The following is a 13,816-nucleotide window of genomic DNA, read 5'->3' on the forward strand; positions in this document are numbered from 1 at the left end:
TGACCGTCGGCGGTCCGCCCCCGAGTGTCGAAGAAGTTCGAACGTGACCCGTCTGGTGCGATCAATTTCGCGAACAATCAAAGTAGTGCTAGCGCGTGGCGAAACACCGACTTAGGCTGTCGTCATGGCAGCTGGACCTTTGCCTGCCGGGTTGGACGGAAAAGCGTCGGATGCAATGCTGTCGCTTGGCCGTTTCTTCACTCGGTGGGAACAGACAGATGACGGCCGGGCGGTATTTCGCGAAGGCGGCCGTAAGGGCGACGTGTTCTACCGTGACCGGTGGAGCCACGACAAGGTGGTTCGGTCCACCCATGGGGTGAATTGCACGGGGTCCTGCTCGTGGAAAGTCTACGTACGCGACGGCATCATCACCTGGGAAGCCCAGCAGACGGACTATCCCTCGGTCGGGCCAGACAGTCCTGAGTACGAACCCCGCGGCTGTCCGCGCGGAGCGGCCTTCAGCTGGTACACCTACTCGCCGACCCGGGTACGGTATCCCTACGCACGTGGCGTCCTCGTCGAAATGTACCGTGAGGCCAAGGCCCGGCTGAATGACCCGGTGCTGGCCTGGGCGGACGTCATGGGAGACCCCGACCGTCGTCGCCGCTACCAGCAGGCTCGTGGTAAAGGCGGCCTCGTTCGTATCCCCTGGACGGAAGCGATCGAGATCACCGCTGCGGCCCATGTGCACACGATCAAGGCGTACGGTCCCGACCGCTGCTCGGGATTCTCGCCCATTCCGGCCATGTCGATGGTCTCCCACGCCGCCGGAAACCGCTTCATTCAGCTCATCGGCGGCGTCATGACGTCGTTCTACGATTGGTACGCTGACCTTCCGGTGGCCAGCCCGCAGGTTTTCGGCGACCAGACCGACGTTCCTGAATCCGGCGACTGGTGGGACGCCACCTACCTCATGATGTGGGGCTCGAACGTGCCGGTGACACGCACACCGGATGCCCACTGGATGACCGAAGTACGGTATCGCGGCACTAAAGTCATCGCGATCAGCCCCGACTACGCGGACAACACCAAATTTGCCGATGAGTGGCTGCCGGCCCAGGCCGGAACGGATGCCGCCCTCGCCATGGCGATGGGCCACGTACTGCTCAAGGAATTCTTCGTCGACCGGAGCGTTCCTTACTTCGAAGGTTACGTGCGCCGCTACACCGACCTGCCCTTTCTGGTGCGACTCGAGGAACACCCCGACGGGCAAGGCCTCGTGCCCACCAAGTTTCTTACGGCGGCCGACCTTCCGGAGCACGCCCAGACGGAGGGAGCCGCGTTCAAGACGGTACTCTTCGACGCGAACACCGGTGCGCCCGTGGTGCCGAACGGTTCGATGGGTCACCGCTACGGCGAGGCCGGACAAGGCAAATGGAACCTGGATCTAGAGGGTGTCGACCCGGCATTGACGCTTCTAGACGGGGCGAACGGCGAGGCAGTGAGCATCCGACTGCCATGTTTTGAAGCGCCATCGGGGGAGGGATCGATTCTCACCCGCGGCGTGCCCGTGCGCCGCATCGCCGGGCATTTGGTGACGACCGTGTTCGACCTGATGATGGCCCAGTACGGGGTGGGCCGTCCCGGGCTGCCCGGCGACTGGGCCACCGGTTACGACGACGTATCCGCGCCTTACACGCCGGCCTGGCAGGCCGAGATCACGAGTGTTCCGGCGGAGGCCTGCATTCGGGTGGCGCGGGAATTTGCCCGCAACGCCGAGCAGTCCAAGGGCCGGTCGATGATCATCATGGGGGCCGGGATCTGCCAGTGGTTTCACGGCGACGCGACGTACCGGGCGGTACTGTCGCTGCTGATGCTGACCGGCTGCATGGGCCGAAACGGCGGCGGCTGGGCGCATTACGTCGGGCAGGAGAAGACCCGCCCGATCACCGGCTGGATCTCGCTCGCCAACGCGCTGGACTGGAGTCGCCCGCCGCGCACGATGATCGGCACAGGCTACTGGTACATGCACACAGACCAGTGGCGGTCCGACGGGTACTCGGCCGACTCGCTGAAATCGCCGCTTGCCACTGGCCACTTCGATGGCATGCACACCGCCGACACGATCGCCCAATCCGCGCGGCTCGGGTGGATGCCGTTCTACCCGCAATTCGACCGCAACCCGCTCGACCTCGCTGACGAGGTGCAGGCCGCGATCGACCGTGGTGAAACAACGGATGCCCCGCGTTACATCGCCGACGCGCTCAAGAGTGGCCGACTCACCCCGGCCATCGACGACGTCGATGCCCCGCAGAACTGGCCACGCACCCTCGTGCTGTGGCGCTCGAACCTGTTCGGTTCCTCCGCCAAGGGCAACGAGTACTTTCTCAAGCATCTGCTGGGCACCCACCACAATGTGCTCGGCCAGGACCACGTGAACGCCGCACGACCGCGCGATGTGACCTGGCGGGAGAGCGCGCCCGAGGGCAAGCTCGACCTGCTGGTGTCCGCCGATTTTCGGATGACTTCGACCACGCTGCTCTCGGACATCGTCTTTCCGGCCGCTACCTGGTACGAAAAGCACGACCTGTCCTCGACCGACATGCATCCGTTCGTGCACGCCTTCAGCCCGGCGATCGATCCCCCCTGGGAGGCCAAGACCGATTTCGACACCTTCCGCCTACTCGCCGAGGAATTCTCCCGGCAGGCCCGGGTTCATCTCGGCACCCGGCGGGATCTCGTGAGCGTGCCGCTGCAGCACGACACCCCCGGTGAGATCGCACAGCCGGGCGGAATCGTCCGGGACTGGCGGGACGCATCCGTTGCCGCTGTGCCCGGGCAGAACATGCCGGTTTTTTCGATCGTGGAACGCGACTACACCGCAATCGCCGAGAAACTCGCCACAGTGGGGCCACTCGCCGAAGAGCGGGGTTTTACCGTGAAGAACGTGACGTACCACATGGAGCACGAGATCGAACGGCTCGCCCGCAGCAACGGAGTAATGCTCGGCGGTGCCGGCGATGGCCGGCCCGCGATCGACACCGACGCGAAATTCGCCCAGGCCATTCTCAGTTTCTCGGGAACAACCAACGGCGAACTCGCCGTGCAGGGTTTTAGGGAACTCGAGAAGCAGACCGGCATGAACCTCGTCGACCTCGCGGCCGGTTCCGAGGAGAAACGCGTCACCTTCGCCCAGACCCAGGCTGGCCCGGTGCCCGTGATCACGTCACCGGAATGGTCGGGAACGGAAACCGGCGGACGCCGCTACTCCCCGTTCACGATCAACGTCGAACGACTCAAACCCTGGCACACCCTCACCGGGCGCATGCATTTCTTTCTCGATCACGACTGGATCATCGACCTCGGCGAGGCCCTGCCGACATACCGGCCGCCGCTCGACATGCAGCGTCTGTTCGGCGAACCGAGATTCGGGCCCAACGGCACCACCGAGGTCACCGTGCGCTACCTCACCCCGCACTCCAAGTGGTCGATCCACTCCGAATACCAAGACAACCTGTTCATGCTGTCGCTGTCCCGCGGCGGCCCGACCGTGTGGATGAGCCCGATCGACGCGGCCTCCATCGAGGTCGCTGACAACGACTGGGTGGAGTGCGTGAGCATGAACGGGGTACTCGTAGGCCGGGCCATCGTCAGCCACCGGATGCCGCAGGGCGTCGTCTACGTCTATCACGCGCAGGAGCGCACCATCGATGTACCCAAGTCCGAAGCCACCGGGCGCCGCGGCGGCATCCACAACTCGGTGAGCCGACTGCTCGTGAAACCGACCCACCTCATCGGCGGTTATGCGCAACTCTCTTACGCCTTCAATTACCTGGGGCCAACCGGCAACCAGCGAGACATGGTCTCAACCATTCGGCGACGTTCCCAGGAGGTGCGGTACTGATGCGTGTTATGGCTCAAATGGGCATGGTGATGAACCTGGATAAGTGCATCGGCTGCCATACCTGCTCGGTCACGTGCAAACAGGCCTGGACCAACCGGGCCGGAACCGAATACGTCTGGTTCAACAACGTCGAAACCCGCCCGGGACAAGGCTACCCGCGCCGCTACGAAGACCAGGAGAAATGGCGCGGCGGCTGGAAACTCAACAAGAAGGGGCGGCTGGCACTGAAAAGTGGCGGTCGCGTCGCCAAACTGCTCGGGCTGTTCGCAAGCCCGGTGCAACCCGAGCTGAAGGACTACTACGAACCCTGGACCTACGACTATAAGACCCTCATCGACGCCCCACTCGGAGATGACTTTCCCGTCGCTCGACCGAAATCGCTGATCACGGGAAAGGACACCAAAATCACCTGGTCGGCGAACTGGGACGACGATCTCGGCGGCGCCCCCGAAATGGGCCACCTTGATCCCATCGTCGAAAAGGTGCGGCGTGAATCCGAGGACAAGATCAAGTTCGCCTTTGAGCAGACTTTCATGTTCTACCTGCCCCGCATCTGCGAGCACTGCCTGAACCCGTCCTGCATGGCGTCGTGCCCCTCGGGCGCGATCTACAAGCGGGTCGAGGATGGCATCGTGCTTGTCGATCAGGACAAATGTCGCGGATGGCGACAGTGCATCACCGGTTGCCCCTATAAGAAAATCTATTTCAACCATAAAACCGGTAAGGCCGAGAAATGCACCTTCTGCTATCCCCGCGTCGAAATCGGCCTGCCGACGGTGTGCTCGGAAACCTGCGTGGGGCGGCTGCGCTACCTGGGTTTGTTCCTCTACGATGCTGATCGGGTTACCGATGCTGCGGCCGTCACGGACGAGAAAGACCTGTACCAATCGCAGATGGATGTGCTGCTTGACCCGAACGATCCCGCGGTGGCGGCCGCGGCATCCGCCCAGGGGATACCCGACGATTGGATCGACGCAGCCCGACGCTCACCGGTTTACGCACTCGCGAAAATCTACAAGGTCGCCCTTCCGCTGCATCCTGAGTATCGCACCATGCCGATGGTCTGGTATGTACCGCCGCTGTCGCCGATCGTAGATCTGCTCAGCGACCAGGGTCACGACGCTGAAGACAGCGGAACCTTGTTCGGCGCGATCGATGCCCTACGCATCCCGGTCGAGTACCTCGCGGAACTGTTCACCGCCGGTGATACCGACCGCATCACCGCGGTGCTGCGCAGGCTCGCCGCCATGCGCGCGTACATGCGCGGCATCACCCTCGGCCAGCAAGCGGATGTCGACATCCCGGCCTCCGTGGGAATGACACCGGAATCGATGTACGAAATGTATCGGTTGATGGCCATCGCCAAATATGAGGAGCGTTACGTCATTCCGAAGGCGCACGTGGAGCAGGCGCACGACCTGGAGGAGATGGGCTGCTCCGTCGACTTCGAGGGCGGCCCCGGCATGTACGAGGACTCGCCGTTCGGAGAGGCCAGCGGACGGCCGACACCGGTCGCCGTGGAGAATTTCTACGCTCTGAAGGATCGGCAAACCTCCGACACGGCCAGCAGCGCTGTGACCATGCGCAACCGGGTGAACCTGCTCAACTGGGACGGCAACGGGGCCCCGGCCGGCCTGTTCCCGGAAACCCGTGACGTGCCGCGGGCGGCAGCGGCCTCTCCGGCCGATCTGGGCGGCCCGAAAGCGACCGGTGGGTCTCAAGGCGCGCCCGACGCGCCGGTCGTCACGCCATGATGCGCGATCGGGTGGCGTACCAGGCCGCTGGCTGGTGCCTGTCGTATCCCGATACCCAGCTGCTGGAGCGGGTGCCGCTCATGCGCGCCGCGCTCGCCGAGCAGGGCCGTAAGGCGGCGAAATTCGAGGGCTTCCTCGGGTACCTGTCACAGACCGACCTCGGCACTCTGCAGCGGCGCTACGTAGAGACCTTTGACCTCAGCAAACACCATCCGCTTTATCTGTCCTACTGGACCGACGGTGACACCCGCCGCCGCGGAGACGTGCTTGCCGCATTCAAAAAGGTGTACCGACAGACCGATTTTCTGACGAACACCCACGGCGAACTTCCCGACTTTCTGCCGCTCGTGCTCGAGTTTGCGGCGATCGCCGACCCCGTCGCCGGTCGGGAACTGCTTCGGCAGTACCGACCGAGCCTCGAGCTGCTGAGGCTCGCCCTGATCGAACACGGGTCACCCTACGGCGAGGTCGTCGCTGGCGTCTGCGGCACTTTACCGGGCGCCTCCCCGGCCGATCGCGAAGCGGTGCAGCGCATGGCCGGCTACGGCCCGCCAACCGAAACCGTTGGCCTCGAACCATACGATCCCCGGCTATTGCCGCTCAAGGAGGCATAGCCATGGACCTGCTGCTGTGGGGCGTACTGCCGTACGTCATGGTCGCCATCCTGATCGGCGGCTCCATCTGGCGTTACCGATACGACCAGTTCGGCTGGACGACCAGGTCGTCACAGCTGTATGAAAGTCGCCTGCTGCGGATTGGGTCGCCGATCTTTCACTTCGGCCTGCTCGCGGTGATTGCCGGGCACTTCTTCGGTCTGGTGATCCCGATGACCTGGACGCTCGCGGTGGGCATGAGCCAGGATTTCTACCATCTCAACGCCCTACTTGTCGGCGGGGTCGCCGGGGTCGGCACGCTCGGTGGCATTTTGATCTTGATCTATCGCCGGCGCAAGACCGGCCCGGTATTTATGGCGACAACCCGCAACGACAAGGTCATGTATGTCGTACTGGCCGCCGCGATCGTACTCGGCCTCTGGACCACCTTGGCGAGCGTGTTCGAGGGTGCCCACGGACATAATTATCGGGAGACCGTCGCGCCCTGGTTCCGCTCGCTTTTCATCCTTCAGCCTGACATCGCCGCGATGGCCGCAGCTCCGTTCTCATTCCACATCCATACGCTCGTCGGCATGCTTCTGTTCACCATTTGGCCGTTCACTCGGCTGGTGCACGCCTTCACCGCGCCCCTGCACTACCTGTTTCGGCCGTATATCGTCTACCGCACCCGCGACCAGGTACCCGGCGCGATCAGACCAATCCGACGCGGCTGGGCAGCGATTGGAACCGAAGACCGAGCACGCGACAAAAAATAGCCATGCCTGAAACTGTGCGGGAGCGTGCCCGGGCCAGCAAGGGGTTCAATCTTGTTCTCGCGACGCTGTCGTCCGTGGTGTGTTTCTGGGCCTGGACGAGTGTGGCCCCCCTCGGGGTGCGCTATAGCGTCGATTTGAATTTGACGTCGACGCAGGCATCCGTTTTAGTGGCCATGCCCGTCTTTGTCGGCTCGATCGGCCGTATTCCGGTGGGTGTGCTCACGGATCGCTTCGGTGGACCGATCATGTTCACCACGGTGCTCCTGGCCACTGTCCCCGCACTTCTGCTCGTTGCGCTGGCCGGAACCCTGGGGGTCTACTGGGCTCTCGTCCTGTGCGCGCTCCTATTGGGCGTCGCCGGAACGGTCTTCGCCGTCGGGATTCCGTTCGTGAGCAACTGGTATGAAGTGTCCCGGCGCGGCTTCGCAACGGGAATCTTCGGTGCGGGAATGGGCGGGACAGCACTGTCCGCATTCTTCACACCCAGGTTCGTGGACTGGTTCGGCTACATTGCCACGCACCTGATCCTGGCCTGCCTGCTCGTCGCGGCCGCGGTCCTCGTGCGAACCTGCATGGGGAATGCTCCGAGTTGGGTATCGAATTCCCAGCCATTCGTTCCCAAGCTCTTTGACGCGGCAAAACTCGGTGTGACCTGGCAGATGTGCTTTCTCTACGGTGTGGTGTTCGGCGGGTTCGTCGCCTTCTCGACCTACCTGCCAACCTACCTGCGCGATATTTATGATTTCGACCTGACCGCGGCGGGAACCCGCACGGCCGGATTCGCCGTCGCCGCGGTTCTGCTACGCCCGGTCGGCGGAATCCTCGCCGACCACATCGGTCCCAAGCCGGTCGTCATCGTGGCGCTGGCCGCGGTCGCTGTTCTAGCCTGGGTGGTGAATCTGCGCCCCGACGGCGAGATACCGGCCGGGCTGACCTTCGTGGCAATGGCTTCGGCCCTGGGGCTGGGCGCTGGGGGAGTCTTCGCCTGGCTGGGACGAAACTCGCCACCCGCCAAGGTCGGATTGGTCAGCGGCATCGTCAGCGCGGCTGGCGGTCTCGGCGGTTACTTCCCCCCGCTTGTAATGGGGGCCACCTACAATGCCGCCGATAATAGTTATGCCATCGGTCTGCTCCTGCTGGCGGGAACGGCCGCCGTGGCCCTGGTCTTCACCATCGTCGCCGTGCACGAACACCCCAACCAAACGGTGCCAAATGAGGCCAACTGATAGCGACGCTGCCGTTTTGGACACCGCTAAGCGGTTTACTCAGGGATGATCTTCTCGGCGCGGTAGCGGTCGAACAAGGCTGTGAAGGAGTCGATCGTGCGGTGGTGCGGGGTGAAGCCGGCGAGGCGGCTCTTGGTGATGTCGGTGAAGACCTCGATATTCCGGCCGAGGTCGGCGTCGGTGTGCCACCACGATGCGATGCGCCCCAAGTCGGATTCGACGAGGTTCTGCGCGGCAGCGAGTTCGGCCCAGACCGGCTCCATTCCAGCCATCTGCACCTCGAGCGGTCGTGGCTCGTCCACGAAACCAACCGGTTCGACGCCGAAGTATGCGGCGATCTTCGGCCACATCGCGCGCCAGCGGAAGACGTCGCCGTTGACGACGTTGAATGCTTCGTTGGCCCCGGCAGCCGTTGTCGCTGCCCACACCATCTGCTCGGCAAGGATCGTCGCGTCGGTCATGTCGGTGATGCCGTTCCACTGGGTCGCGCTGCCGGGGAACACGAAGGGAATGCCAAGATGCCTGCACAAGGCAGCCTGTGCGGCAAGGGTGAGTCCCATGTTCATGAGGTTGCCGACCGCGTGGCCGATCACGGTGTGCGAACGGTGCACCGACCAGGTGAATCCTTGGCGAGCGGATGCCGCGAACAGTTCGTCTTCCTGTGAGTAGTAGAAGTTCGCCACGTCGAGTCGCGGTTCGTTTTCGCTAAAGGGCGTGTCGGGCATGCTGCCCTGCCCGTAGGCCTCGAACGGGCCGAGGTAATGCTTGAGGCCGGTGACCAGGGCGACGTGGCGCACTGGTGCGTGGGCGAGTGCGGCGAGGAGATCACGCACCATGCCGCCGTTCACCTCGATGTTGAGTTCCTCGCTGTTCTGACGGGACCAGGCGGTGAAGAAGACCTGTTCGGGCATCTCACTGGCCAACACTCGGTTGAGTTCGGCGGCGGAGCGAAGGTCCGCCTGAATCCAGCGCACCCCGGGTAAGGCTGGGCCGCTGCGGCGGGCGAGGGCGAGAACGTGCCAGCCCTCGGCAGATAACTGGTCGACCACGGCGGATCCGGTGATTCCGGAGGCTCCGACGACGAGGGCGGTACGGGGTTCAAGTGAAGAAGTCATCGCTAAATGCAACCGTGTGCTCTGTGAGGTATTCCCCCTCCCGTCCTTGGCGGATGATCACGAGTCGCCTTGCTGGCCGACACTCTGCACACGGTGGTCACGCGCTTATTTACCTAGACAACGTCCAGCTTCGGGGATAGTGTGCCCGTGTCGACGTCTGTGTGCGCCGGCTCCTTCGGGATTGCATGACTCTCGTCGCATTGGTGCATCGCACACACAATGTCCTCGCTCAGCACCTACCCGTCACACCGTTCCCCGCGCGACCGTCGTGTTTTCTCGGACATTCACCCGGAAAGCCACATCGAGTCAAGGAGCACGTTGTGAAAAAGTTCGTATTCACCGCCGTTGCCTGCGTCACCGCCGTCTCGTCCGCGATGATCGCAGTCCCGGCATCCGCTGTGGAGATTCCCACCCTTGGTGGGCCCACAGTACTGGCGAGTGGCCTGTTTTTACCACTTAGTCTGGGCGTTGGGGCGGGCGGAAAAGTGTATGTGTCGCAAAACGCCCTGGGGGCGCTCACCAGGATCAGTCCCGACGGCGCCACCAGCGTCATTGCGCGCGCCAACCCCGGCGATGAGCTGGGGGCCGTTTCTGTGCGTAACGGTACCGTCTATTACTCGACCAACACGCAAGATCACACCGCATCGGCGCTGTACTCGCTGCCGTTGGGTGGTGTGGCCGCGCCGATTGCCGATCTCTACGCCTATGAGAGCGCGGCAAACCCCGACCAGGTCAACAGCTATGGGTTCGTCGACCTGCCGCAGTCCTGCCTCGACCAGTTCGATCCTGCGGCGCCAACGGCTCCCGTCAGCTATGTCGGAATCGTAGACACCCACCCCTACGCCAGCCTTCCTTTGGAGGATGCCGTCTATGTGGCGGATGCCGGTGCGAACGCCATTCTCAAGGTAAGTTACGACGGAACGGTGAGCACGGCTGCCGTGCTGCCGGCCGGTGACCCGATCATAGTCACTCCCCAGATCGCTGCCGGCGCCGGGTTCCCCGCCTGCACGGCCGGGTTCGGCTACCGGTTCGAACCGGTACCGACCGACGTCGAACAGGGTGGTGACGGTTGGTTGTACGTGACGACCCTGCCCGGTGGCCCCGAAGACGACAGCCTCGGAGCTCGCGGCGCGGTCTACCGGTTCAACCCGGCCGACGGTGAGGTGCAGTTTGTGAAGGGCGGGTTTGTCGGAGCGACAGGCCTGGCCGTGTCGAAGCGCACCGGATTGATCGCCGTCACTGAGCTGTTCGGCGGCCCGAACGGGACAGGTCAGGTTTCGGTGTTCCACCCGACCCTGACCGATCGAATACTGCAGATCCCGGTCACCTCGCCGTCCGCGATCGAACTCGCCGGAAACAGCGCGTACGTCACGACGAACTCCTTCGTGGCCGACGCGACCGGAGCTCCGCAACCGATTGGGAAGGTCGTCAAGCTCTCGGTGAGGCTCGGTGGAGACTAGATCGCAGCATCCGCTACTCGACCGCTCGGCGGGTGAATCGTTTTCCACGGAAGCCAATGCACCCGTCATCTCTCTGTTGCATCGGTTTCAAACCGATACCCCATTCCGACCTCGGCCGATGGGGGCACTGAACCATTTTCGGCTGTACCTCGTGATAAGTCCAAGGCCCCCTACGCCGAGCACCTCCGCAGTGCGCACCACGTCATCGCACCTCATGCAATCGCACTTCATCACGCTCCATTTCAGGAGCGTGTACCGAGAGAAGGAAGCAATCATGAACAGCAGAATTTGGCTCAAGGCCGGACCAGTCGTCGGGGCAGTAGCGCTCAGTATTCTCGCGCTGACCGGATGCTCGCAGGGAACGACGACCCCGGCCCCCGACACGTCGAGTTCATCCAGCCCGACGAGCGATGCCGCGGTCAAGCCGGCCCTTGCGACCGCGGACAGTTCACTCGGCAAGATCGTCGTCGATACCGCCGGAATGACACTGTATGTCTTCGACAAGGACGTCGCAAACTCCGGCACGAGCACCTGCGAGGGCGAGTGCCTCGTCAAGTGGCCCGCCGTCGTCGCCGAATCCGACACCCCCACGGTCGACGGCGTGACCGGCACGGTCGGTGTCATCACCCGCACGGATGGTACCAAACAAGTCACTCTCGCTGGACTTCCGCTCTACTACTGGGCGGGCGACTCTGCTGCCGGGGACACCACCGGAGAGGGTGTTGGCGGCGTCTGGTGGGTGGTCGCTCCGAACGGAGACAAAATCGCCAGCTAAAGACCGCAATCGGGCCTTCTGGCAGACGCCGTACCCATCGATATCACGAAGCGGATGGGTACGGCGTCTGCCGGTAGCGGGCAGAGTGGATGGGTGTATGTACTGGTGCGGCAGACAAGTGGTGGCGACGTGCTGGTCGATACGCTTGACGATGTCGGCCGGTCTATTGAGGCGGCCCGCCTCACCCTGACCGAGTTTCGGTCGTTTGTGTCGTCGCTCGAACCCAGCTCTCATGAATCGGCCACCGGTGACCGGACCGCACCCCGCTGGGTCTGGGAGGACACCGCCCGTATCTACCCGGTGCTCCTGGAGGCCGGCATCCGGGTGCAGCGCTGCCATGATCTCCGTCTGTGCCACGTGATCCTGAAAAATTCCGCGCTGACTATGACGAGCGAGCTCGCGCTGGCGGCGCCAGGGCGCTGGGACGTCGCGAGCGTTGGCACGACCGACCGAGCAGAGCCCCTGGCGACACTCTTTGATTTCGACTCAAATGCGGATTCTGATGCCAGCGGCGACTCCGGCACGGCAGGGGAGTTTCGTCGGCAACTCGACGCGGTGTCGACCGCCACCGACTCTGGGCGGATGCGGCTGCTGCTGGCTGCCGAATCCGCCGGCGCCCTCGTGGCCGCGGAGATGCGGTACGCCGGGCTGCCCTGGCGCACCGATGTGCATGAACTCCTTCTCACCCGTGAGCTGGGGCCGCGGGTCGCGCCCGGCCTCCGTCCGGAGCGTCTGGAACTGCTGGTCCGGCGCATCCGCTCAGAACTCGGTGATGCCACCCTCAACCCGGACTCCCCCCAGGAGTTGATCAAGGCACTGCAACGGGCGGGGCTCTCCGTTTCTACGACGCGTGCGTGGGAGCTGAAGAAGCTCGAACATCCGGTCATCGAACCGCTTCTGCAGTATAAGAAACTGTCTCGACTGCTCAGTGCCAACGGCTGGATCTGGATGGAATCCTGGGTAGTCGACGGCCGATTCCACCCGGACTACATACCGGGGGGTGTTGTGACGGGTCGCTGGGCGACCCGTGGCGGAGGAGCCCTCCAACTACCCAAGCAAATTCGTGGTGCCGTCGTCGCCGACGACGGCTGGAAACTGGTCGTGGCCGACGCTGCCCAACTCGAACCGCGTATTCTCGCGGCGCTGGCCCAGGATATGAGTATGGCCCGGGCGGGTCGTGGCAGCGACCTGTATGCCGGCATCGTGGCCAGCGGCGTCGTCGAGACCCGCGATCACGCCAAGGTCGCTATGCTCGGAGCCATGTACGGGGCCACGACCGGAGAAATCGGCCGGCTCATGCCCCGCCTGGCCCGCGCCTATCCACGGGCAATCGCTCTCACCGAATCAGCGGCTCGTGCCGGAGAGCGTGGCGACGTGGTGACGACCCGACTCGGTCGGTCATCACCGATACCGGGACCCGGCTGGCACGCGGCCCAGGTTCTGGCCTACGACCCGGCTGCAACGGCGACCGATGAGCGACGCGCTCGCAGCCAGGCGCGCGACTGGGGACGCTTCACCCGTAACTTCATCGTGCAGGGCAGCGCCGCCGAGTGGGCGCTGTGCTGGATGGCTGAGATTCGCCGGGAGCTTACGGCTTTGCCGAGCCCGGATCCCTGCAATGAGCATTCGAGCGAAGCGCGGCCAGCAACGGGGTCCGGCCTCAATCCTGTGACTGCGCGCGGCACCATAGCCGCGCAATCTTCGAGACTGGCTCCGAGTGCCCGCGCGCCCTTCGACATCTCGCCACATCTGGTGTTTTTTCTGCACGACGAGGTGATCGTGCACACCCCAGCCGCGCAGGCGGAGGCCGTTGCCAACATCATCGTGAACGCGGCCGAGGCTGCTGGCCGGTTGATGTTCGGCGATTTTCCGGTTGATTTCATGCTCACCGTAGCCACCGTCGATAATTACGCCCAGGCCAAGTAGCTCAACTGCGGCACGGTATCACTGAGACGGGGTTGAAACGTCCTGACCGTCCCATCGGTCGAGCGTGTCGAGCCCCACCGACGGTCACAGCCAGCCCCAGCGCCGCCTCTATTCTTACGGTGCGGCTATGGATGGGTATCCTTTGACCCATGGCGGGAACGGCGGTTTTTTGGGTTGGGGTGCGCGAAGAGGCGGGCCTCGCGTGCTGTGTGCACGTGGGGCCCGCCTGGTTCCTGCGAGGGAGTTCTGGGGTGGTTAGCCTTTTTTGATGGTGACGATGGAGTTGTCGGTGTAGTAGTTGCGTTGGAAGTCGATGATGGTGGTGGTTTTGGCTATGACGGCGCAGT

General features: G+C 63.7%; 9 protein-coding genes. 8 read left to right on the forward strand and 1 reads right to left on the reverse strand.

Features of this window, described 5'->3' with window-relative positions; all coding sequences use genetic code 11:
• Nucleotides 1-124: 124 nt before the first annotated feature.
• Genes E3T38_RS15135 through E3T38_RS15155 form a run of 5 tightly spaced genes read left to right on the forward strand, consistent with a single transcriptional unit; the run spans nt 125 to nt 8,193 of the window.
• Nucleotides 125-3,844 carry a nitrate reductase subunit alpha gene (locus E3T38_RS15135; protein ID WP_134548948.1) on the forward strand — a complete coding sequence of 1,240 codons (3,720 nt, stop codon included), beginning with the start codon at nt 125-127 and terminating at the stop codon, nt 3,842-3,844.
• The gene (gene narH / locus E3T38_RS15140) at nt 3,844-5,598 is read left to right on the forward strand and encodes a nitrate reductase subunit beta (protein WP_134548949.1); all 1,755 of its coding nucleotides are present in this window, start codon (nt 3,844-3,846) and stop codon (nt 5,596-5,598) included. The genes E3T38_RS15135 and narH overlap by 1 nt, the downstream gene beginning before the upstream one ends.
• Nucleotides 5,595-6,212, forward strand: a complete 618-nt coding sequence (narJ, locus tag E3T38_RS15145) for a nitrate reductase molybdenum cofactor assembly chaperone (RefSeq protein ID WP_134548950.1) — start codon at nt 5,595-5,597, stop codon at nt 6,210-6,212. Before narH ends, narJ begins: the two co-directional genes overlap by 4 nt.
• A 2-nt stretch (nt 6,213-6,214) precedes the next feature.
• On the forward strand, nt 6,215-6,967 hold the full coding sequence (gene narI, locus E3T38_RS15150) for a respiratory nitrate reductase subunit gamma (protein ID WP_104200826.1): 753 nt from the start codon (nt 6,215-6,217) through the stop codon (nt 6,965-6,967).
• A gap of 2 nt (nt 6,968-6,969) precedes the next feature.
• Nucleotides 6,970-8,193, forward strand: a complete 1,224-nt coding sequence (locus tag E3T38_RS15155; RefSeq protein WP_134548951.1) for a NarK/NasA family nitrate transporter — start codon at nt 6,970-6,972, stop codon at nt 8,191-8,193.
• 35 nt (nt 8,194-8,228) lie between these two features.
• On the opposite strand, the gene E3T38_RS15160 is transcribed toward E3T38_RS15155, so the two are convergent.
• Nucleotides 8,229-9,308, reverse strand: a complete 1,080-nt coding sequence (locus tag E3T38_RS15160; RefSeq protein WP_134548952.1) for an SDR family oxidoreductase — start codon at nt 9,306-9,308, stop codon at nt 8,229-8,231.
• Between the two features lie 320 nt (nt 9,309-9,628).
• Between E3T38_RS15160 and E3T38_RS15165 the strand changes: the two genes are divergently transcribed.
• The 3 genes from E3T38_RS15165 to E3T38_RS15175 all read left to right on the forward strand — a co-directional run bounded on the left by E3T38_RS15165 (nt 9,629) and on the right by E3T38_RS15175 (nt 13,469).
• The gene (locus E3T38_RS15165; RefSeq protein WP_166805543.1) at nt 9,629-10,768 is read left to right on the forward strand and encodes a ScyD/ScyE family protein; all 1,140 of its coding nucleotides are present in this window, start codon (nt 9,629-9,631) and stop codon (nt 10,766-10,768) included.
• A gap of 274 nt (nt 10,769-11,042) precedes the next feature.
• Entirely contained in the window at nt 11,043-11,543 is a 501-nt protein-coding gene (locus E3T38_RS15170; RefSeq protein ID WP_134548954.1) for a hypothetical protein, read from the forward strand.
• A 93-nt stretch (nt 11,544-11,636) separates the two neighbouring features.
• Nucleotides 11,637-13,469 carry a bifunctional 3'-5' exonuclease/DNA polymerase gene (locus tag E3T38_RS15175; RefSeq protein ID WP_241984505.1) on the forward strand — a complete coding sequence of 611 codons (1,833 nt, stop codon included), beginning with the start codon at nt 11,637-11,639 and terminating at the stop codon, nt 13,467-13,469.
• Nucleotides 13,470-13,816 lie beyond the last annotated feature (347 nt).

The sequence above is a fragment of the Cryobacterium sp. Hb1 genome (assembly GCF_004403585.1).
In the GTDB taxonomy this organism is placed as follows: domain Bacteria; phylum Actinomycetota; class Actinomycetes; order Actinomycetales; family Microbacteriaceae; genus Cryobacterium; species Cryobacterium lyxosi.